Source organism: Stakelama saccharophila, from assembly GCF_032229225.1.
Lineage (GTDB): Bacteria > Pseudomonadota > Alphaproteobacteria > Sphingomonadales > Sphingomonadaceae > Sphingomonas > Sphingomonas saccharophila.
In genome coordinates this window covers 120,985-142,474 of sequence record NZ_CP135076.1, presented here as the reverse complement: position 1 = coordinate 142,474, position 21,490 = coordinate 120,985, and the positions used below count along the sequence as shown (strand labels likewise).

The 21,490-nt window shown below is 63.9% G+C and carries 21 protein-coding genes and 1 pseudogene; 7 read left to right on the top strand and 15 right to left on the bottom strand.

Translation table 11 applies throughout. The features are described 5' to 3' along the window. Positions 1-64: 64 nt before the first annotated feature. Complete coding sequence (locus RPR59_RS00680) at positions 65-646, top strand: YciE/YciF ferroxidase family protein (RefSeq protein WP_313915622.1); 582 nt, start codon at positions 65-67, stop codon at positions 644-646. A gap of 296 nt (positions 647-942) precedes the next feature. Here RPR59_RS00680 and RPR59_RS00675 read toward each other — a convergent pair whose 3' ends face one another. Continuing rightward, the gene (locus tag RPR59_RS00675) at positions 943-2,436 is read right to left on the bottom strand and encodes a S41 family peptidase (protein WP_313915620.1); all 1,494 of its coding nucleotides are present in this window, start codon (positions 2,434-2,436) and stop codon (positions 943-945) included. A 155-nt stretch (positions 2,437-2,591) separates the two neighbouring features. On the opposite strand from RPR59_RS00675, the gene RPR59_RS14870 reads away from it, so the two are divergent. Further along, positions 2,592-3,308 (top strand): lysozyme inhibitor LprI family protein, encoded by a 717-nt coding sequence (locus RPR59_RS14870; RefSeq protein ID WP_313918574.1) that lies wholly within the window; start codon positions 2,592-2,594, stop codon positions 3,306-3,308. On the opposite strand, the gene RPR59_RS00665 is transcribed toward RPR59_RS14870, so the two are convergent. The 13 genes and pseudogenes from RPR59_RS00665 to RPR59_RS00605 form a co-directional block, all read right to left on the bottom strand. After that, the gene (locus RPR59_RS00665) at positions 3,305-3,724 is read right to left on the bottom strand and encodes a DUF1810 domain-containing protein (RefSeq protein ID WP_313915619.1); all 420 of its coding nucleotides are present in this window, start codon (positions 3,722-3,724) and stop codon (positions 3,305-3,307) included. The two genes, RPR59_RS14870 and RPR59_RS00665, sit on opposite strands and share 4 nt — an antisense overlap. Beyond that, positions 3,721-4,338, bottom strand: a pseudogene (locus RPR59_RS00660) (UdgX family uracil-DNA binding protein); the annotation flags it as partial. The pseudogene RPR59_RS00660 and the gene RPR59_RS00665, both read right to left, overlap by 4 nt. Positions 4,339-4,491: 153 nt before the next feature. Then, positions 4,492-4,974, bottom strand: coding sequence for a hemerythrin domain-containing protein (locus tag RPR59_RS00655; RefSeq protein ID WP_313915617.1), 483 nt, complete (start codon positions 4,972-4,974; stop codon positions 4,492-4,494). 127 nt (positions 4,975-5,101) lie between these two features. Beyond that, positions 5,102-5,494 carry a hypothetical protein gene (locus RPR59_RS00650; protein ID WP_313915615.1) on the bottom strand — a complete coding sequence of 131 codons (393 nt, stop codon included), beginning with the start codon at positions 5,492-5,494 and terminating at the stop codon, positions 5,102-5,104. Between the two features lie 47 nt (positions 5,495-5,541). Continuing rightward, entirely contained in the window at positions 5,542-6,081 is a 540-nt protein-coding gene (locus RPR59_RS00645) for a demethoxyubiquinone hydroxylase family protein (protein WP_313915613.1), read from the bottom strand. Continuing rightward, on the bottom strand, positions 6,078-6,560 hold the full coding sequence (locus RPR59_RS00640; protein WP_313915612.1) for a disulfide bond formation protein B: 483 nt from the start codon (positions 6,558-6,560) through the stop codon (positions 6,078-6,080). The genes RPR59_RS00645 and RPR59_RS00640 overlap by 4 nt, the downstream gene beginning before the upstream one ends. Before the next feature lie 19 nt (positions 6,561-6,579). Further along, positions 6,580-7,902, bottom strand: coding sequence for a S41 family peptidase (locus RPR59_RS00635; protein ID WP_313915610.1), 1,323 nt, complete (start codon positions 7,900-7,902; stop codon positions 6,580-6,582). A 125-nt stretch (positions 7,903-8,027) separates the two neighbouring features. Next, positions 8,028-9,212, bottom strand: a complete 1,185-nt coding sequence (locus RPR59_RS00630; protein WP_313915608.1) for a murein hydrolase activator EnvC family protein — start codon at positions 9,210-9,212, stop codon at positions 8,028-8,030. Positions 9,213-9,217: 5 nt separating this feature from the next. After that, positions 9,218-9,640, bottom strand: a complete 423-nt coding sequence (locus RPR59_RS00625) for a 23S rRNA (pseudouridine(1915)-N(3))-methyltransferase RlmH (RefSeq protein ID WP_313915606.1) — start codon at positions 9,638-9,640, stop codon at positions 9,218-9,220. A gap of 13 nt (positions 9,641-9,653) precedes the next feature. Then, positions 9,654-10,037 (bottom strand): ribosome silencing factor, encoded by a 384-nt coding sequence (gene rsfS / locus RPR59_RS00620; RefSeq protein WP_432280277.1) that lies wholly within the window; start codon positions 10,035-10,037, stop codon positions 9,654-9,656. A gap of 8 nt (positions 10,038-10,045) precedes the next feature. Next, entirely contained in the window at positions 10,046-10,669 is a 624-nt protein-coding gene (locus tag RPR59_RS00615; RefSeq protein ID WP_313915603.1) for a nicotinate-nucleotide adenylyltransferase, read from the bottom strand. Continuing rightward, positions 10,666-11,703, bottom strand: a complete 1,038-nt coding sequence (locus tag RPR59_RS00610; protein ID WP_313915600.1) for an aldo/keto reductase — start codon at positions 11,701-11,703, stop codon at positions 10,666-10,668. The genes RPR59_RS00615 and RPR59_RS00610 overlap by 4 nt, the downstream gene beginning before the upstream one ends. 82 nt (positions 11,704-11,785) lie before the next feature. Then, entirely contained in the window at positions 11,786-13,069 is a 1,284-nt protein-coding gene (locus RPR59_RS00605; RefSeq protein ID WP_313915597.1) for a glutamate-5-semialdehyde dehydrogenase, read from the bottom strand. A 66-nt stretch (positions 13,070-13,135) separates the two neighbouring features. Between RPR59_RS00605 and RPR59_RS00600 the strand changes: the two genes are divergently transcribed. The 4 genes from RPR59_RS00600 (at position 13,136) to RPR59_RS00585 (ending at position 19,400) form a co-directional block, all read left to right on the top strand. Continuing rightward, complete coding sequence (locus RPR59_RS00600; RefSeq protein WP_313915595.1) at positions 13,136-14,191, top strand: DUF3667 domain-containing protein; 1,056 nt, start codon at positions 13,136-13,138, stop codon at positions 14,189-14,191. 119 nt (positions 14,192-14,310) lie between these two features. Then, the gene (locus tag RPR59_RS00595; RefSeq protein ID WP_313915593.1) at positions 14,311-15,687 is read left to right on the top strand and encodes an O-antigen ligase family protein; all 1,377 of its coding nucleotides are present in this window, start codon (positions 14,311-14,313) and stop codon (positions 15,685-15,687) included. Between the two features lie 479 nt (positions 15,688-16,166). Beyond that, positions 16,167-18,059, top strand: a complete 1,893-nt coding sequence (locus RPR59_RS00590; RefSeq protein ID WP_313915591.1) for a hypothetical protein — start codon at positions 16,167-16,169, stop codon at positions 18,057-18,059. Between the two features lie 87 nt (positions 18,060-18,146). Beyond that, positions 18,147-19,400, top strand: a complete 1,254-nt coding sequence (locus tag RPR59_RS00585; protein ID WP_432280276.1) for an IS701 family transposase — start codon at positions 18,147-18,149, stop codon at positions 19,398-19,400. A 110-nt stretch (positions 19,401-19,510) separates the two neighbouring features. Here the strand turns inward: RPR59_RS00585 and RPR59_RS00580 are convergent, their stop codons facing one another. Further along, positions 19,511-20,629, bottom strand: a complete 1,119-nt coding sequence (locus tag RPR59_RS00580; RefSeq protein WP_313915587.1) for a glycosyltransferase family 4 protein — start codon at positions 20,627-20,629, stop codon at positions 19,511-19,513. Between the two features lie 195 nt (positions 20,630-20,824). Here RPR59_RS00580 and RPR59_RS00575 point away from each other — a divergent pair, with 195 nt between their 5' ends. Next, complete coding sequence (locus RPR59_RS00575) at positions 20,825-21,487, top strand: O-methyltransferase (RefSeq protein ID WP_313915585.1); 663 nt, start codon at positions 20,825-20,827, stop codon at positions 21,485-21,487. Positions 21,488-21,490: the final 3 nt, after the last annotated feature.

Genomic DNA, 21,490 nt, shown 5'->3' with positions numbered 1-21,490 from the left:
GAACCTTCCGGCGAACGGCGGCGAATTTCGCCGCGAACCGAGCAACTTGGGCCATGAGACGGCGTTGTACGGAATATGGGTCGTCGCCAATCCCCTCGGCGACCCATATCCTCGCAATCCCAGCCAGTTGGAGGCGACCATGGGCCTGTTCACCAAGGATATCGAAAGCTTCGACGATCTGTTCCTGCACCAGTTGCAGGACGTCTATTATACCGAGAATCAGATCACCAAGGCGTTGCCGAAGATGATCGACAAGGCGAGCGATCCCACCCTGCGCGAAGGCTTCGAAACGCACCTGCGCGAAACCGAAGGGCAGATCGAACGGCTCGAACGCATCTTCGACATGCTGGGCGAGCGTGCCAAGGCGGTGACGTGCCCCGCGATCGACGGCATCATCAAGGAAGCGAACGAAGTTGCCGGCGACATTGCCGACAAGGCGGTGCTGGACGCGGCACTCATCGCGTCGGCCCAGGCCGTCGAGCATTACGAGATCACGCGCTACGGCACGCTGATCGCCTGGGCGAACCAGCTCGGCCGGGGCGAGATCGCCGCCATCCTCGAAGAAACGCTCGACGAGGAATATGCCACCGACGACAAGCTGACCGCGCTTGCCGCCAAGGACAATGCCGAAGCGGAAACCGCCTGACCCTTCGGTCGGACCATGCCCGCGGAAACAGGTGGGTCCGCGGGCGGCCGGCAGCCCACCGCTGGCAGAAGCGCCCGGACCTGGTCGCGACAGCCCGGCACGCCGGCCGCACTGGAGGCGAATGCTGTCAGCGTTAGGATCAGCCTGACCTTTCGGAAGCCCCGCAACCGCATCTATGTGTCCCCGCGAAGGCGGGGACCCAGACCGGGCTCCCGCCTCCGCGGGAGCACAAGGAGCCTGGAGTTGGAGCGAGACCCTTCGAGCCGGCAAGCGCCGGCTCGCAAGCGGCCCGCCGATCAGTAGAGGCCGGGAAGCTCGCGCTGCGGCGTGGTCGGTGTTTTCGGCTGCAACAGCTTGCGGCCCCGGCGGAGCGATTGCATCGTAGCGCCCGAGGGCGAGGCGGCGCCGTCCGGCCCCTGCGTGGTGACGCCGCCGCTCGCCGTTACGGGTGAGCAGCTTTTGCCTTCGAGGAAATCCAGCGCGGCGCGGGTCGACGATTCGTCCGGGTCGCCCATCTGGTGCGCCAGGTCGTCGCCGGCTTGGCAGGTCGACTCCATGGTGCCGGCCAGCCCGTTATAATATTCGCCCTGGTGATCGGCATTTTCGAGCTTGAAGGCGATCAGGCGCAGGCGATCGTCGCATTGCTGCTTGTCGAGGGCGATCTGCCCGACGGGCTTGCCATAGGTATTGGTGCCGATCAGGCCGTCGGCGGCGCCGAGATAGGGGCGGAAGGCATTGATCGCGAGTTCGCTGGCCGAAGCCGTGTTCTGCGTGCCGATGAACGCGATCCGCGTCGCGCCGATCGATTCGGGCTGCGGATCGAAATAGGTCGTGGTGTTCTCATCCGCCTTTTCCGGCCGGAAGGTCATATAGTCGTACACATCGGAGCCCGACCGATTGCCGCCGAGCAGGTTGCCGAGCAGTTCCGAGACATAGACCAGCCCGCCGCCATTGTAGCGAAGGTCGACGATCACCTCGTCGATGCCGGCGTCGCGGAAGCGGGCGAACGCCGCGCGCAAATCGGCCTCCGCGGGGGAGATGAAGGTCCTGAGGTTGAGATAGCCGTATCGCTTGCCATTGTCGGCAAGAATGCGGGCGCCATAGCGATCGGAGACCGGGTCGACCGCATATTCGGTCTTTGCCACGGTCACGACCCGCGAATTGGTGCCGTCGGCATCGGCGATGCGAAAGGCCCGGCTCGTTCCGGTGGCCGGCGGACCGAGCGCATCGTTCACCGCATCCAGGCCGCCCTGATCGTATAGCGAGGCGACCGTGGTCAGGTTGGCGCTGTCGGGACCGATAGCGGTGATCCGCGTGCCGCGGTCGATGCCGGCGGCGAGCGCGGGGCCGTTTTCGAAGGATTCCAGCACGGCGATGAAGCTGGCCGTGTAATCGAGGCTGAGCCGCATTCCGAGACCGGCGGTCTGGCCCTGCTCGTAATATTCATTCTCTTCCTCGATCGAGGTGAGATAGCTGAAATAGCGATCCTTGTCCTGGGCACGCGCGGTTGCCGTCAGCGCGTCGATAAAGGCCTGGACGCTGTCATATCGGGACGGATCGGGATTGTCGGGCAGCGTATCCGGGAACAGATACCATTCGCGGAACTGATCGAGCACCCATTGTTGCCGCGCGGCGAGCGAACATTCGCCGGACGTCGGCGCGGGGGTCGGGCTCGGACTGGGCGTATTGCCGGAAGGCGGCGCCATCACGCTGCCGCTTCCGCCCCCGCCGCAACCGGCCAGCAAGGCAAGCCCGCTGAGACCCGCCACCAGATGCTTGCCCATACGCATATGCAATCCCCCCAATTTTTTCATCAGCCTAGCGATTCGCCCGCTGCTGGCAAGCACATAGGCGCCCGCAAAACACCGCCTGCCACAAGGGCGCGGATGAACCTTGCGCGCGTTGCTCGGTTCCTTGATCGGGAAAGAGGCTGTGGAGGAAGCGGATGCGGTGGCGGATGACGATGATGGCGGCGACGGCGATGACGCTCGCGGGGTGCGGCGGCGCGCCTTCCGGGGCCGGCAACGAGGCCGCCACCGTCGCGAACCTGGCGACCGAGCCGGGCGAGAACGGAATGCTGCCGGTGCGCGGTGCGGCCTCGGCGAGCTTCGCCCCCGATGCGGCCGAGGCGCCCGCATATGACTGCGCCAAAGCATCGAATTCGGTCGAGCGGATGATCTGCGCGCATCCCGATCTCGCCGCGCGGGATCGGGCGCTGTCTGCTGCCTATCGCACCGCCGTCGACCAGGCATCGGGTGCTGCCGAAGCGCGGCTGCGCAGCGAGCAGCGGGCGTTTCTGACCTTGCGCGACGCCTGTACCGATGCCGCTTGTGTCGCCGAAAGCTATGATGCGCGCCTGGATGCGCTTCGCCGGCCCGCGGCGCCAAATGCGGACGCGCGCGGCGGGGACGATGTTGCCGGACAGGCCGCGCTCGCGAGGCGATCCGAGGATTCCTGCCTTTCCACTGCCGGCCGCAAGAAGGCGGAGACGCTGGTGAAGCAGTGCCTGGCCGCATCGCCCGCAACCCATCCGCCGTGCAACATGGCCAATAGCTGCGCGATGATCGAGGACGAGATCGAGCGGAGCTGCGGCCTGTTCGACGGCGACGAGGCATATTTCCCCGATTTCTGCCGTGCCTATCGGGACGGCGGGGGCGGTTAGGCGCCGAGCAGCTCGAGCGTCTTCAAATCGGGCTCGCCGGCGAAGAAGCGGTTGAGCGCCCGGGCGGCGGCGGCACTGCCCGTCACCGCGAACAGGGTTGCGCTCGAACGGAACTTCATCGCATCCACGGGGCCGAAGATCGCCTCGGCCGAGCGCTCGCCGGCGTGGCGGCAGGTGGTGTCGAACGCTTCGGCCAGGCGCGGGCCGAGCAGGGGATGCGCCAGATAGCGCCGCGCTTCCTCGCCATCGGCAATGGCGTAGCGGCGCGCGGTGTCGCTCAGCCCCAGGCCGGCGATCTGCGGGAAGACGAACCACATCCAATGTCCAACCTTGCGGCCCGCCGCCAGTTCGGCGAGCGCATCGGCGAAGGCCGGTGCCTGGGCGCTGACGAACCGGTCGAGACCGTCCGCCGTCACGCGACGCGTTCTCGCGCGGCGCGCAGGTCGTCGATGAAGCGGCCGGTCTCCGATGCGGCGCTTTCCCGGTCCGGGATGCGGAGCAGATAGCTGGGATGAACGGTGATCCAGCCCTCGCCGCCCTCGGGCAGCGTGATCGGCCGGCCGCGTTCGCGCCCGATCGTGACGGTCCGGCCGACCAGCGCCCGGGCGGCCGTCGCGCCCAGGGCGACCGTCATCTTCGGCCGCACGAGCACCGTTTCCCGTTCCAGCCACCAACGGCATGCCTCGATCTCTCCGCTGTCGGGCTTGGCGTGGATGCGGCGCTTGCCGCGCTGCCGGAATTTGAAGTGCTTGACGGCATTGGTGACATAGACGGTGCCGCGGTCGATGCCCGCCTTTTCCAGCGCATCGTCGAGCACCTTGCCGGCCGGTCCGACGAACGGTCGGCCGGCCAGATCCTCCTGATCGCCGGGTTGTTCGCCCACCAGCATCAGGGCCGCGTCGACCGGCCCTTCGCCGAACACCGTCTGGGTGGCGGGCTTGTAGAGCGGACAGCGGCGACAGCCGGCCGCTTCTTCCCGCAAGGCCGCCAGCGCGGCCTCGCTATTGTCGCCGCGTGTTGCCTTTCTTTCGACCATGATCGTCTCCTTTGACCGGATCGTCGTCCGGTGCATCGCCGCGCACCGCGCCCGGCCGGCACCGTCTTACCATCCCGGTGCAGCGGCATTTCCGGTGTCGAAATCGTCCGGCGCGGGAAGCACGACCGTCCGCACGCGCACCGGGTGTCAGGCGCGGTCGTCGCCCGATTCCGTCGCCTCCGCCCGGCGGGTTTCGGCGGGCTTGCGCTGTTCGAACAGCTTGGCGATGCGATCCTCCTCGCGCTGCGACAGGTCCTCGGCGGCGGCGGGGAACATCTCTTCCTCCTCCTCGTCGATATGGTGTTCGTAGCGGTGCCGCATCTCCTTGAACCTGGTCAGCCAGCCGCTCGAGGACATGTCAGTATCGGCAAGCTCGCCCAGATAATCGTCGACTTCCTTGTGCTCCGAAACCGAGTGGCGGGCATCGTCGCGCAGATCGGGCGTTGCGAGCATCGCGGCATAAAGCGATTCCTCCTCGGCCGCGGCATGGGCGGAGACGTCCACGCGGAACTTCTCGAACAGGGTGCGGCGTTCCTCGCCGTCGCCGGAGGTTTCGGCGATCCGGGCGAGCAGGTCGCGGTGGCGGTCGTGGTCGCGCTTCAGGTCTTCGAAAATGCGGGCGTCTGCCATGGGCTTCTCCTGTCGGTTCGCTGTTCAAACCGGCGAGATCGCGCGAAAGTTTCGTGCGCCCCGGTCGCCGAAAAGTCGTGCGGGACGACTCCGGCGGGGAATCCCGCCCGCGTTCGCGCGGGGCGATTCAGTCTGCGTAGGGGTTTTCGTCCGCCGCTTCGGCCCGGTCGCGGGCGTCGCGCATGCCGTTGCCGATCGTGCGCGACAGGCACCCGGTGGATCCGCCGGGCCCGACATTGGAGCAACTGCCGATACCGGTATCGCCTACATTTCGGGTCGCCCGCTGACGGACCGCCCAGCTTTCGTTCTCCGGCTCTACCTGCAGGTCGCGCAACTGTTTGGGGATGCGATAGCGTTCGGTTTCCGGTCGGCGGGCGCACACGACGATTTCATTGCCGTCGGCGTCGGTGGGGCATTTGTCGTTGCCGTAGATGACCAGCACTCCGTTCTGGGCATGGGCGGGCGCGGGCAACAGCGGAAGTGCTGCTGCGGCAATCGCGGGGAAAAGCCATTTCGTCATCGCCAGAGCCTCCTTCTCGCGCACCCTTTGCACCGTCGGGACGCGGATCAAATTCGCTTCGCCACGGCGATGGCCGCGCGGCAGCCCAGCCGGATCACGCCCGACAGCACCGGATAGGCCGGCGCATCCTCCGCGCCCGAACCGAGCGCGGTGTCGCGGTGTTCCAGTTCCTCGTCCCGAAAGCGGGCAACGGCGTCGGACAGTTCCGGGTCGCTGTCGCCGATGCGCGTGAGCTGTTCCTGATAATGTTCGTCGATCTCGGTTTCGACCGCGACGGTGCAGGCCATCGCCGCCTCCGGGCCGATCGCCGCGGTCGCCGCCCCCAGGGCGAAGCCGGCCACGTGCCAGAAGGGCTGGAGCAATGTCGGGCGCACGCCCCGCTCGGCGATCATCCGGTCGAAGAATGCGCGGTGGCGCTCCTCCTGCTCGGCCATGCCGACGATCGAGCGGGCTTGATCGGAGCGGTCGCCCATCACGGCGAGCTGACCGCCATAGATGCGCGTCGCGCCGAACTCGCCGGCCTGATCGACCCGGATCATGCGATCGGTCGGTTCGCGCGGATCGCCGGGCAGCCACCGCTTGCTCATCTGCTCCTCCTCGCCAGCAAAACGAATATGGTGAACGCACCGCCGAGCGAGAAGATCGCATTATATCCGGCAAGCGAAATGCCGAGGAACCGCCACTGCGCGACGTCGCACCGCACCACGGGCGCGGCGAGCAGGTTTTTCAGGAAATCCCCTTGCGCGCCGGCGTTCACGGTCATGCTGCATGCGGTGATGCCCTGCCACCAGTGATATTCAACGCCGGCGTGAAAGACGCCGATCGCCCCGCTGAGGGCGATCAGCACGGCGGCGAGCGCCACGAGCGGTCGCTGCACGCCGGGCCGGCGCGTCAGGAAGGACGATGCCGCGACGACCACGGCGGCGTAGTGCGGCCAGCGCTGCCAATGGCACATCTCGCACGGGAACAATCCGCCGAGATATTGCGAGCCCAGCGCCCCTGCCAGCAGCGCCAGCGGCAGCAGCAACGCGGTCCAGCGCGCCGCACTCAGATGGGTATCGCGCATAGTGAAAGCGGGTCCGTCCCTACTTCTTCGCGACCTGCGCCGCGCCGCCCAGCCGCGCGATCGCCTGTACCGCATAATGGAGCTGGTAGTCCTCGATTCCCTTCTTTTCGAGCGCCTCGGCGGTCGCGTCGAACCGCGGGTCGTCCTTGTCGTCCGCTTCCAGAATGGAATGGTCGACATCCTTTTCGTTGATCAGGTGGTGGCGCAGGTCCGCCTCGCGGAACACCGGCCGGTCCGCGAAGTCGGGATCGGAAAGCTGCGGCACGCGGATGTCGGGCTCGACGCCGCCTTCCTGCACCGACTGGCCCGACGGCGTGTAGTAGCGCGCCGTCGTGAGCCGGAGCGCGCTCTTCGGGCCCAGCGGCAGCAGCGTCTGCACCGATCCCTTGCCGAAGGTCCGCTCGCCCATGACCAGGCCGCGATGATGGTCCTGCAGCGCGCCGGCAACGATTTCCGAGGCCGAGGCCGTGCCGGCATCGACCAGCACCACGATCGGCAGGCCGTCGGTCACGTCACCCGGCACCGCGGATTCGGCGTAATAGCGTTCGATATCCACGTCGCGGCCGCGCTGCGACACGATCTCGCCATGCGTCAGGAAGGTGTCGGACACCTCGATCGCCTGGCTGAGCAGGCCGCCGCCGTTCGCGCGCAGATCGACGACATAGCCGAGCGGCTTGTGCCCCAGCTTCTTGTTGATCGCCTGGATGGCGGCGCGCGTGTCGGCGCCGGTGGTGGCGGAGAAGGTGTTGATGTTGAGGACGCCGACGCCGTCCTTGATCTCCCACTTCACCGGCTTCTGCTCGATGATCGCGCGCGTCAGCGTCACCTCGATCGGCTTTTCCTTGCCGGGGCGCACGAGCGTCAGGGTGATGTCGGTGCCCGGCTCGCCGCGCATCTTCTCGATCGCGCTGTCGAGCGGCTCGCCATAGATCAGCTTGCCATCGATATGGGTGATATAGTCGCCGGCCTTGATCCCGGCGCGGTCGGCCGGGGTATCCTCGGTCGGCGCGATCACCTTCACCGCGCCGTCCACTTCGGTCACCACCAGGCCGAGACCGCCGTAATTGCCCTGCGTCTGGATCTGCAGATTCTCGAAATCCAGTTCATCGACATAGGAACTGTGCGGGTCGAGCGCAGACAACATGCCGTCGATCGCGCCGTCGACCAGCGTCTTGTCGTCGACCTTGTCGACGTAGTTTTCCTTCACCGTGTTGTACACGTCCATGAAGAGATCGAGTTCCCGGTAGCTGTCGGTATCGACCTGGGCCATGGCGCTGGTGGACAGCGGCACCAGGGCCAGGGCGCCGACGATCGCGGTGGCTTGCAGCAGGGATCGGGACATGGAGGGAACTTTCGAGAAACGCGAAAAGGAATGTGACCGGTCGGTGATAGCGGGCTTTCGACCCCGGATCAAAGCAGATCGCGGTTGAACGGGGCGTGACCGACGCGTGCCGACGGTGCGCCCCGTCAGCCGAGCAGGCCGGTGATGTCGACGGGTTCGCCCTTGCGCCGCAGTTCCACCGTCACCTTCGGCTCGTCGCCGTCCGGCGCGCGGCCGATCACCTCCCCCTGGCGGACATGCGCGCCCCGCTTGCGACTGGTGGCGCCGAGGCCGGTGACCAGCGTGGTCCAGCCATCTTCATGCGCGATCAGGACGATGCGGCCATAGGATTCGAACGGGCCGGCGAAGCGGATGACCCCGGCTGCCGGTGCGCGCACGGCTGCGCCCGGTGCCGTCGCCAGCGTCAGCCCGCGGGACCGAACGCCGTTTTGCGACACTTCGCCCAGGCCCGTCACCACCTTGCCCGCCACCGGCAGGACATAGGGCGCGGCGCCGGACGCGGCCCGCGCGGCGGGCGCCGGTCCACCCTCCGGGCGCGGCAGCGGCCCCGGCAGCGGCGCGAGGCTCGCCTCCGTGGCGGCGGCGTCGCGCAACCGGTCCATCCGGTCGACGAGATCGCGGGCACGCTCGCCCAGCGCGATGGCGCGATCCGATTCGTGCAGGGCATGCGCCGCCAGTGCCTTCGATCGCATGCGGTGCTCCGCCTCCAGCTCCAGCAGCGCCATGCGCTGATGTTCGAGTTCCTGCTGGCCGCGGCGCAGGCTGGCAAGGGCGAGCGCGGACTGCGCCCGCAATCGGGCGACATCGGCGATATCGGTGCGCAGGTCGGCCGTGCGCGCGCGGATGACCGGCATCAGCGTCCCGAGCATCGCCCGGACATGGACGATGTCGCGCGTCGAACCCGGCTGGGCGATGCTGACGAGGGCGGGCCGCCGCGCCATGGATTGCAGCGCCGCCATCAGGCGGGTGAGCGGGGCGCGTCGCTCCGCCAGTCGCCCGCGCGCCGAGCGCAGCCGGGACGAGACCAGCGCCACCCGCGCGCGGCCTGCCGCAATGTCGGAACGGGCCGCGTCGATCCGGGCCGCGACCGAGGCGCGCTCCGCCCGCGCGCGCTCGGCGGCGTCGCGCTCGGCGGCGGCCGCCTTCGCCAGGCGGTCGGCCCGCGCATCGGCCCGCGCCGACAGTTCCTTGGCCTCGCGCAGCCGCTCGCGTTCCACATCGCTGCGGCTCTGCGCGGGAAGGATCGTCGCCGCGCCGCCAGTCAGCGCGGCGCCCAGGACGCCCAGCAGCAGGATCGCGCGCCGCGCCACGTGGCCTATCCTTCGCGGTGATAGGGATGGTTGGCAAGGATGCTGACCGCGCGCCACAATTGCTCGGCCAGCATCGCGCGGGCCAGCATGTGCGGCCAGGTCAGCCGGCCGAAGGACAATAAAAGGTCCGCCTTCTCCCGCTCGGCATCGTCGAACCCGTCGGCCGCCCCGATCATGAAGCGTGCCTCGCGCACCCCGTCGTCGCGCCAGCGGCCGAGCAGGGCGGCGAAGTCGGTCGAGGGCATGTCGCGGCCCGATTCGTCCAGCAGAATGAGGCGAGTGTTGGATTCGGCGGGAGGGATCCTGCCGCCCCGGTCGGGCAATTCGGTGATGCGCGCCGGCCAGGTCACCCGCTTCAGATAGCGGGCGACGAGATCGGCCTCGGGACTGCGCCCGATGCGCCCGCGCGCGACGATATGGATCAGCACGGGCGCGTGGGTGTCAGGCGTCGGTGCCCGGCGTGTCGCCGAACGCCCACATCCGCTCGAGATTGTAGAAGCTGCGCACTTCCGGGCGGAACAGGTGGATGATCACGTCGCCGGCGTCGATCAGCACCCAGTCGGCGGTCGGCAGCCCCTCCATCCGGGGTGTCTGGTGAAACCGCGCCTTGATCTTCTCGGCGAGCTTGTTCGCCATGGAGGCGACCTGCCGGGTCGAGCGGCCGGAGGCGACGACCATGTAATCGGCGATGCTGCTCTTGCCCGCCAGCGGGATGGACACGGTCTCGACCGCCTGATCGTCGTCGAGGGAGTCGAGCACAAGCTGATGCAACGCCGCCACCTCGTCGGGGTCGGACGCGCGTGTCACTTGAGGGGATGTGGCCAAGATAGCTCCTAGGTTTGCTCAGTCCGTGCGGGATTTTGCGGGGACGGCGCAAAGCGCCGGTGCCAGGCCGGATCGGCGGCGCGGATCGCGGTCGCCGACATTGGATCGGGGCGGAAGCGCAAGCGCACGAGGGCCGGCAATCTCCACTTGGTCCAGTTTTTCGCCTGGCCTGCGGGCCGCACGAAGCGCCGCAGCCAACCCGTGGCAACACCTGCCCGGGCACGGCGATCATACCCCGGACGCGCGATCACCGCAATCGGAACCTCGCGCGCGATTCCCCGCCAGTCGCGCCAGAGGTGGAACTGGTCGAGATTGTCCGCCCCCATCAGCCAGATGAAATCATGCTGGCGAAACCGCCGCTTGAGCTTTCGGATCGTGTCACAGGTGTAGCGCGTGCCCAGCCGCCGCTCGATATCGGTGGGCCGGATCGCCGCGCGCTTCGCCATTTCGCGGGCAGACGCCATGCGCGCGGCGAACGGCGCCATGTCGCGGCGATCGTCCTTCAGCGGATTGCCGGGCGATACCAGCCACCACACCTCGTCCAGCGCCAAGGCCCGCATCGCGTCGAGCGACAGCGCCCGGTGTGCCTCGTGCGCGGGATTGAACGATCCGCCGAGCAGCCCGACCTTCATCGTCCGCTTAGGCGCCGGTCCATCTGATCGCGGCGATATTCGCCCTGCCGCTCGAGCATCCAGCCGGGATATTCCGGCGGCAACGCACTTGCGGCGCCGAGCGATTCGAGATCGTCCTGCGTCAGGGCGATGTCGACGGCGCCGAGATTGTCGGTGAGCTGGTCGAGCTTCTTCGCCCCGACGATGGCGCTCGTCACCCGCGGCTGGTGCAGCAGCCAAGCGAGCGCGATCTGCGCCATCGACGCGTCGTGCGCCTTGGCGATCGGCGCCATCGCGTCAAGCACCGCATCGCCGCGATCGCCGTCCACCGGCGGGAAATCGAAACCCGAGCGCCGGCCGCCGCTGTCGGAACCGCGATACTTTCCGGTCAGATAGCCGCCGGCGAGCGGGCTCCACACCATCAGGCCCAGCCCTTCGGATTCGAGCATCGGCGCGATCTCGCGCTCCAGGTCGCGCCCGGCAAGGGTATAATAGGCCTGCAGGCTTTCGAAGCGCGCGATCCCGAGCCGTTCGGAAATGCCCAGCGCCTTCATCACCTGCCAGGCCTGCCAGTTGGACACGCCGACATAGCGGGCATGGCCGTGCGCCACGATCGTCTCCAGCGCGCGCACCGTTTCGTCGATGGGCGTGGCCGGATCCCAGCCATGCACCTGGTAGAGATCGACATAATCGGTGCCGAGCCGCTTCAGGCTGGCCTCGATCTCTTCGAGCAGATGCTTGCGCGTGGCGCCGCGCCGATTGGGACCGTCGCCCATCGGCCCGAGCGCCTTGGTCGCGAGCACGATATCGGCGCGCGACAGGCCGAGATTGCGAATCGCCTGTCCGGTGATCTCCTCGGACTGGCCGAGCGAATAGACGTTGGCGGTGTCGATGAAGTTGATGCCGGCGTCAATCGCGGTCTTCACCAGCCTGTCCGCATCGTCCTGGCCCAGCCCGCCGATCTCGCCGAACATGCCCTTCGACCCGAAGGTCATCGTGCCGAGGCAGAGTTCGGATACGAACAGGCCGGTGCGGCCCAGCGGATTGTAGCGCATGAATGAACCTCCTGGAGATCGGTAGTGGCGACGCGGCCCGCCGCGGAGATTTTTGCGCGCGGGCACGTCCCGTCGGAAGGCGTTACGGCCGCGTCTGGCCGGTGCCGTGCACGACCCATTTATAGGTGGTGAGCCCTTCCAGCGCCACGGGGCCGCGGGCGTGCAGGCGACCGGTCGAAATGCCGATTTCCGCGCCGAGCCCGAACTCGCCGCCATCGGCGAACTGGCTGGAGGCGTTCCACATCACGATCGCCGAATCGACGGCGGCCAGGAATTTGTCGGCGGTGTCCTTGTTCTCCGTCACGATCGCGTCGGTATGGCCGGAACTGTGCTGGGCGATATGCGCCATCGCGCCCTCGAGCCCGTCGACGAACTTCACCGACACGATCGGCTCGAGATATTCGGTATCCCAATCCTCGTCATTGGCGGCGGCGATATTGGCGCCCAGCTTTTGCGCGTCCGCATCGCCGCGCACCTCGCAGCCGGATTCGGACAAGGCGGCGATGAGCGGCGCCGGGTCCGGATAGGCGCGGTCGATCAGCAGCGTCTCCAGCGCGCCGCACACGCCGGTGCGCCGCATCTTCGCGTTGACCACGATGTCGCGTGCCATTTCGGGCTTCGCATCCTTGTCGATGAAGGTGTGGTTGATGCCGTCGAGATGGGCGAGCACCGGAACCTTCGCCTCGTCCTGCACGCGCGCGACCAGGCTCTTGCCGCCGCGCGGCACGATCAGGTCGATGACGCCCGCCGAGGTGAGCATCGCGCCGACCGCGGCACGGTCGGTCGTTGGGACGAGCTGCACGGCGTCGGCGGGCATACCGCCCTCGGTCAAGCCCTTCACCAGCGCCTTGTGCACCGCGCGGTTGCTCTCGATCGCTTCCGATCCGCCGCGCAGAATGGCGGCATTGCCCGACATCGCGCACAATGCGCCGGCATCGGCGGTGACGTTCGGGCGGCTTTCATAGATGATGCCGATGACGCCGATCGGCACGCGCACGCGCTGCATCTTCAGCCCGTTGGGCCGCTCGCTGGTCGACACGACGGTGCCGACCGGGTCTTCCAGGCCGGCCACCGCCGCGACGCCGGCGGCGATGCCCTCGATCCGGTCGTCGTCGAGCTTCAGCCGGTCGAGCATGGCGGGCGTGAGGCCCTTGGCCTCGCCATTTTCCATGTCCGTCGCATTGGCCTGCTTGATCGCATCCGCATCCGCGCGGATCGCGGCGGCGGCCTGTTTCAGCGCGGCGGCCTTGTCGGCGCTCGACATGGTGGCGAGCGTCTTTGCCGCGGTGCGGGCGCGCCGGCCCATATCGGCGACGATGGCCTCCGGGCTCTGGCTGTCGGTGATGGGCGTGGCGGTGGCGTTCATTCGGTCCTCCGGTTCCTCGTCATTCGGGCGCTCGATTCGCGCGAAAACTGTGCTAATCCACCCGGCATGACCGGGGGGATCGAAGCAGCGGGCGACATCGCCACCGGCGCGCTGATCGGGCGCGCCATAGAGCCGTCGCACGGCGAATATGCGGGCGACGGCGGCGGCGGTCTATGCCTAAACTGCGGAACCCGGCTGTCGGGTCCGCACTGTCATCGCTGCGGGCAGAGCGCCCATGTCCATCGATCGCTCGGCGCGATCGGTCACGAACTCCTACATGGGGTGCTTCACTTCGAGGGCAAGCTCTGGCGCACCTTGCCGCTGCTCGCCTGGCATCCCGGCCGGCTGACCCGGCGCTATATCGCGGGCGAGCGTGCGCGCTTCGTGACGCCGATGGCGCTGTTCCTGTTTTCCGTCTTCACGATGTTCGCGGTGTTCATGGTGCTCGGCATCAGCGCGCCGGCGGAGCTGAACGGATCGGCGCAGGTGAGGGCGGGCGTCGATTATGCCCGCGACCAGGCCCGCGACAATCGCAAGGAACTGATCGCGAAGCGCGACGAAGCCGCGGCGGGATCTGCCGAACGGCAGCAGGTCGAGCGGCAGTTGCGCGATGTCGAGGAGAGCCTGTCGACGCTCGACCGCGTCGCTCCGGGTCTCCAGACGGCGAGCGGCGGCGAAGCGCATACCGGGTGGAAACGGCTCGACCACGGCATCGAGAAATGGCAGAAGAACCCCGGGCTCATGCTCTACAAGCTGCAGTCGAGCAGCTATAAATTCTCCTGGTTGCTGATCCCCATTTCGCTGCCCTTCATGTGGCTGCTCTTCTTCTGGAAGCGCGGCGTGCACATGTACGATCACGCGGTGTTCGTGACCTATTCGATCGCGTTCATGTCGCTGCTGTTCATTGGCATCACGATCGCGGCGGCGGTTGGTGTCAACGCGACGGTGTTGGCGATCGCCGGCACGGTGATCCCGCTCTGGCATGTCCACCGCCAGCTCAAGGAAGCCTATGGGCTCACCTGGTTTTCCGCGCTGTGGCGCGAGCTGGTGCTGCTGGTGTTCATGGGCATCATCGCGCTCCTGTTCGTGCTCGCGCTCCTGATGCTCGGGATGCTGGGGTGAGGGATGCGTTTCGGCTCGCCAGAGGCGCACCGCGAAGGGCGCCCGCAGCATGCCTTTCTGCACCATGGATGCAGCCTGCGCTTTGCTTCGGGCTCAAAATTTCATAAGCGCGAGAGACGATGCAGACGCGCAGATCATCCGCCGCACGATTCCGCCGCCCCGGACTTCCGCTGATATTGCTGGTGCTGCTCCTGGGCGCCCTGTGGATCGCCGGCGGCACGTCGCGGCCCGATCAACTGGGGCAGGTGGTCGTCCGGTTCGCATCGGTCGCGGTGATCGTGATCGCCCTGCTGTTCTGCGGCAGACCCGCCTTTTCGGAGACGAAGCCGCTCTGGTGGTTTCTGGCCGCCTCCGCGGCGCTGGCCGTTTTGCAACTCATCCCGCTGCCACCCAGCATCTGGCAGAGCCTGCCGGGGCGCGAATGGATGTCGCAGGCCGCCGTGATTGCCGGGCACGAACAGCCCTGGCGGCCGATCTCGATCGTGCCGAGCCTCACCTGGAATGCGCTGTTCTCGCTTCTGGTGCCGACCGCGACGCTGTTGCTGCTGAGCCTTCTCGGCGAAGAGGATCGCCGCCGCCTGCCGACAGTGATGCTGATCCTCATCACCGCAGCAATGCTGCTCGGGCTGATGCAGTTCTCGGGCTCGCATTTCGACAATCCGTTCATTGATGATGTGGGCTCAGTCAGCGGCCCCTTCGCCAACCGCAACCACTTCGCGTTGATCCTCGCGTTTGGCTGCCTGCTGGCGCCGGTCTGGGGCATCCTCGACCGCCACAATTTAACGTGGCGTGCTCCGATTGCGATCGGGTTGCTGCTGTTGTTTCTGCTGACCGCGCTGGCAAGTGGATCGCGAGTGGGGATGGCATTGGCTGCCCTGTCGGTTCCGATCGCGATGTTTATAGTGCGCGATCACGTGAGCAAGGCATTTCGTCACTTTCCGAAGTGGCTGTTTCCCGCCGCGGTCCTGGCGGTGTTGGCGCTGGTAGCTGTTGTCGTGATTCTTGCCGTCTCGGTAGACCGAGCGTCGTCGATTGACCGCGCTTTTGCCATGACTACAACAGAAGATCTCCGTCTCCGCGCGTTGCCGGAAGTACTGAACATAACCGATGTATATTTCCCGGTTGGTACAGGGCTTGGCAGCTTTGATCCGATCTTCCGGATCCACGAACCGTTTGCGCTGTTAAAGCCTAGCTACTTCAACCGCGCGCACAACGATTTTCTCGAAATAGCCATTGAAGGTGGTGCCCTTGGAATTTTTCTTGCTATAGCGGCGGGCGTATGGTGGATCTCGGCCAGTATAACGGCTTGGAAGCCCAATGCCGGGACGACTGCGCCATCTCTGAGGTGTGGTTCGGCAATTTTGCTTTTGGTATTTTTCGCTAGCGCGTTCGACTATCCAAGTCGAACACCTTTGATGATGGCGTTGATCGTCGTGGCCGGTTATTGGTTGGGTCGTCGTAGGCAGAAGTTCGATGAGAATCATGCCGTAGTATAGGCGGTGAGCTCCGCCTTCATGTATTGCTGAGCGACCGAATTCATCTTCGCCGACTGGCCTATTGAGTTGAGTTTCTTCCATTCAAATTGTGCATTGGGCGCGGCCAATATATCGGAATGCTATGATCAACTTGGACAGAGAGTTGCTTGGATATGGGCTGATTGCCCTAGTGGTGGTGATTAGCGTACCCATCGCCGTCAAAGGGTTGTTACGCCGCCGACGCGCTCGCCTGCGGCGGCGAGGAATTAAGCGCTTCGGCCACTAATTGTGCAACATTCTAAAAATGGTGCGCGCTGCGAGTTACTCTCAGTTTTCACAGGCGCCAAGATCGTGGAGGATGTTTGGTTTCGGAGCGCAATTCGCGCAGCCAACGTATGCCTAAGATGTGAACTGGCTTCCTGCAGTTGATGTTTGGCGACCGGCAGGCTGCTTGGTGTTGTAAATTTTAGACGTGGCTGGCGGCTTCAGGCTTATTGCGATTGACCACTGGCGAAATCGAAATGGGTTTGATGCAATGGGGGGGTATCCTCAGTTGTGAGCGCTGCGTGAAGAATATGCTATCAACTCTGTGGAGATTGCCGGAAGGAGAGAAGCAGCGTGTCAGTTCTCGTCGACCAAACGGTAGCGACCGTATGACATTCGCGCTTAGTGGCCCGCGCGAAGCCAATCTCTCGCGCAGAGCGGTTATAGTAGGTGCAGTCGCCGGAGGCACAACGCTGACTGCGCCGGCCTTTTCTAAGCAACGGCTGCGCACGTCGCAGTATCATGATGGATCCCTAGGCGTCGGTTTCCAGCACGTTCACAGCCCCCTAACCGTTGCTGGCTATGGACAACTCGTTACGTCCGACGGCGGCGCGCAAATTGCTGGCACTGGAAGAACTGGGAGTCTGATAATCGGGGCAGCTCGCGGAGAGGCAACGAACTGGTTTCAACCATTGCTGCGGAACGTCCGTCGCGGCGATGCACGAATTTTCCCGGCAACGATCAAAGGCTACGTGCCGGGTCAGATCGTTATGGTCGTGGGAGGGCGTTCGCAGAACAGTTCTCGCGGCAACCTCATTCCTGCTGACAAGCAGTTCCTCACCGTCGTCACTGTCGATGAAGACGATAGCTCGCTGCAGTTCTCGACGCCGTTACAGGCTGACCTCAATCGTAGAGACTCGTTTGTTACTTGCCCAACTGCGCCTCTTAGCATAGCCTCAACTGTGCAAAATTTCAGGCTTGGTGCCTTCGATGCGCCCGAGGTGGTATACTCACATTCGATCCAGCTGGCCTATGTCGTATCTCTCCGTGACGCTATTATTGATGGGGAGGCAGCGACGGGCTTCGTCGCTTTTTCCGACCACGTCGTATACGATAATGTCGCCTTTTCTGGGTATAGCGGCATCTCGTGTGCTCGCGGAACCCGTCGAGTAACTTGGAGGGATTGTTCCTACGCTGCTCGTGCCAATGACGCAGAAGGATATTGTGCGTTTCTCGAGGAATCACCGGAACATGCCGTTGTCGAGAATTTTTATGCGCGTGGCGGGCAGTTTAAGGTCACGAACAACAGCGACAACGACGTCCAAAAAAACATCTTAGTACGCGGCCTTGATCTCGATTTTGATGGCACAGTAACGCGCGGGGGAAAGTCCTTCGCGGTACCCGGAATCGAGGTAGCCTTCGCAGCGTCCGGAGCGAGCTCCGTTTTATTCGAGGGAGGCATCATCCGCACGCCGGGGGGGGATGCGGTCGATGCCAATCATTCGATCCCCCGTTGCGCCGCCCACGTCTTCGCATCCCGTCGGGTTCGTTTCAACGGTTTGCGGTTCGCCAATCTCGCACCCGATGCCCATGCAATAGCCGTCGACGGAACCAACTGCTTTGAGATCGAAATAACCAATTGTCAGATCGTGGACGGGTCGGGCAAGGGTCTTTGCCATCCATCAGTGCTGACGAATATGCGACCAGATTCGGGTGGTTCAACCATGCGAGAAATGCGACAACTTGAAGTTGGTCTAGCGGAGGGGCGCGTGTATTTAACATGGCACCCTCAGTCAGCGGAGATAATCTGTGAATGGCCCACTGGACACTCGCGAACGATCGCGAAGCTCTCATCTTTTAGACATTATCATCATCTTGTAATCGATGTCGTAGCCGGTTCCGCCAAAACCTTTAGGTTGCTACGTGGAGAATTCGAAATTGTTGATGGGCAGGTTCGGCATGCCCAGTCCAAGCAGGCGGTGCCGGAAGGCTTCCCCTTGCGAGCGGTACGAGGACAGCACGGCGAATTAAAGCTCGTATTAGGCTTTGCCGACCGAAGCCCTTGGCGCGGAACCGTGCGATACCTATTGCCGGCGGTGGACGACGGAAGAAAATTTTCTCTAATCTAGCACTACTTTGGCAGAAGTGTAATTTTTGGGATTCCCTTGGAGCGGATTGCGTGATTCATGGGGAGCCAGCTCTGGTGGAGGCTGGCGATGGATGGGGACTGGCAGGCAGATCTGGAGGAGTGGCTCGCGCCATATCTGGAAGGTCTGGGGAATAAGACGCGGCGGCGGATGTGCCCGGCCTATATTGCCGGCCTAATTGGGCCAGGCGATCGAAAGAGCATCCAGCCCATGGCGGCGCGCTCGGATGCTGTTTCTTATGATCGGCTACATCATTTCATCGGGGCAGGCCTGTGGGACAGCGCCCCGCTGGAAAAGACTTTGTGGAGCCAAGCAAACGAACTGGTCGGCGGCGACAAGGCCTGGCTGATCATCGACGACACTGCGCTGCCGAAAAAGGGCAAGGCATCCGTTGGGGTCGCGCCCCAATATGCCACAGCGTTGGGCAAGAACGCGAACTGCCAGACGCTGGTGTCGATGACTCTGGCCTCGGGGGAGGTGCCGGTCATGCTGAGCTTGCGGCTGTTCCTGCCGGAAAGCTGGACCAGTGACACGGCCCGGATGGCGCGGGCCGGCGTGCCCGAGCCTTTGCAGAGCTACCGTACCAAGCCCGAGATCGCCATCGAGCAGATCGACCGAGCCATCGCCGCCGGGGTTCGCTTCGGCTGCGTGCTGGCGGATGCGGGCTATGGCCTATCGGCGCCGTTCCGGCAGGCATTGAGCGCACGGGATCTTTGCTGGGCCGTCGGCATTCCCCGCCACCAGAAGGTCTACCCGGCCGACGTGCAACTGATCTTCCCGGTGGCGAACCGCGGGCGACCGCGGGTGCGGCACGTGCCGGACGCCAAATCCCGGGCCGCACACGCCATGCTCGAAGACGAGAAGTGGCGTAAGGTAAGCTGGCGCCGGGGAACGAAAGGACGCTTGGTCGCGCGCTTCGCCGCTATGCGTGTGCGCATTGCCGATGGCGCACCGCAACGGATCGGTTCCGCCGGAGCCCAGCACATGCCCGGCGAAGAGGCATGGCTGGTGGGCGAGCATCGCTCGAACGGCGAGCGAAAATACTATCTCTCGAATTTACCAGCCGACACCCCAATCCGGGATCTGGCCGGCGCGATCAAAGCGCGCTGGATCTGCGAGCAGGCACACCAGCAGCTCAAGGAAGAGCTTGGTCTCGACCACTTCGAGGGGCGCTCCTGGACCGGGCTGCATCGTCACGCACTCATGACGATGATGGCATATGCCTTCCTTCAAACCCGCAGGCTCGCTCAGGCGGGACGGAAAAAAAGTCCCCGGCCCGCCACCTCAGCCCAGTCTGCCGGCAGTTCGACAAGCCATCCTTGATCGTCTGTCGCGACCGCCGCCCCGGCAATGCCCTCAGTGCGGTTGCTCCCTGCCAAACGCACTGCCCCCAATTCTGCCAAAGTAGTGCTAGATGCTGTAATGGGCCACATCTAGTTAAGATCAGCGGGGCTTAAGTGCATACTTTCTAGGCGCTGGATCAGCGTAACAAACCGGTGGGCCATGGCCTGTGTGTTGAAATTCTCGTCCGCTTGATGGATGCATCTTTCCGACCATCTATTCAATTGTTCAGTGTCCCGCACCGCATCTGACACGACTGCGGCGAGACTAGCCGGTTCCCCTCGGCAAAAGCTCCTCCCCGTCTCGTCATCTATAAACGCTGCTATCTCGGGCATTTGCTTCCGACGATCAGAATGTACAACCGCGGGGAGCCCATAAGCCATGCCGTGGATTAAGCTAAGTCCAACCTCTCCAGGGTAGAGAAATAGGCGACAGCGGTTTGCGATCTTTGCAATTTCAGCTTCTTGGTTCATTGCGCCATGCCAATGGACTTGCTTATCCAAGCCCATTGAACGCGTCTTTTCAATCAACTCGGGAGCAAGGTGCCCCCACCCGACAATGTGAAGGGTGATTCCCCGCATTTCTGGCTGAGCAAGAGCATCTAGCGCGAGACTCAACTCGGCCTTCTCTGTAATGCGCCCAACAAATAACGCAGCAAGATCGCGCGATTCCGCTCTATAGGGTTCACGAACTGGCCTGATCGCACTGACGTCGATACCATTATTAAGCGCCGAAACCAACTGAAGCTGATTTCGCGTCCCAAGTGCGCAATATTCGACAGCCTCGGAATCCGTATAAAATAGTATCGCGTCACTAGCCCGCATCATTATTCGCCTGAGCGCCTGGCGCCACTTTTTCGACGTTGAACTCCAATAGTGTCCCCACCAAATTGTTCGCGCACCGCGTAATCGAGCTCGCGCCAAGAGAAGGATATTGCTGAGCACTCGTGGATTGCCGGAGATAACAATAATGTCTCTTTGAGAAAACGGAATTGAAGCGACCCCTCGCTGCCAATATAATCCCGGGAGTATTTTTACAATTTTGCCAACATCCCGGAGCCAGGGCCTTCTAACCTTCTGTTGAGTTAATATCCCCATGTTAGAGCGAGTCGCATACACCAGCAGCCGCTTGCTCAAGAGCAAATCGGATCTATCGAAGAAATCTAGGCGATACGACGGCATTGCTGGCTGAACATGGATGATAGTGGACAACTTCGTAGACCCATTGACAATAGGATGGCTGAAACTTGGTAAGGCTAATCTAAACCGCCTTTTCCGATGGCGGCTCGTCTGAAGAATCCCGAATGGGAGATCGCATTTCTGCGGGGCAAATTCCAGAGCGATCAGCTATTGCGTTAGTTGTGCTCCTACGCCTATGAGGCCGGTATTCATTTCCGCAGGCGAGCCATGCTGACCAAAATACTCAAGGGATCAAGGCAGCAGAAGTCTCGGCTGCATGACCACAAGGGAAATCTTGTTCCAACTGGTCGGCTCATCGCTAACGCCCCGCGTGCGTTTGTTTCCGGGTTATTCCGTGTTCTACTGGGTCATAGGCCGCGATTGCCGTGGATTTCCTATTCTGCGACGCTGGAAATTGCCGCGTTTTTAAGCAACGAAAAACGGGTGTTGGAATACGGATCTGGTATGTCAACATTGTGGTATGCTAAGCATGCAGGCCAGGTGGTGTCTGTCGAAAATTTTCGACCGTGGTATGACCAAGTCCGATCTGCTTTGGAAAAGGACGGCATCAACAATGTTGAGTATCACCTCGCCGAGAGCATAGAAGAATACACTCGGGTGCCTTGCGAAGGTGGATTTGACCTAGTGATGGTTGACGGCAGCTTTCGCGACCGCTGCACAGCCGCGGCACTTGCTACGCTTCGACCTGGTGGCATTTTTTATCTTGATAATTCTGATCGTATGGCACTTCCCGGAAGTGATGAAGCCGCTGCCGCTGAACTTGCGTTGAAATACGCGAAAGATCATAATTGTACCGTGACCTATTTCACGGACTTTGCGCCGACCCAGTTCTTTGCTCAAGAGGGAATGATGGTGCGGCGGCCCGCCTAGTAC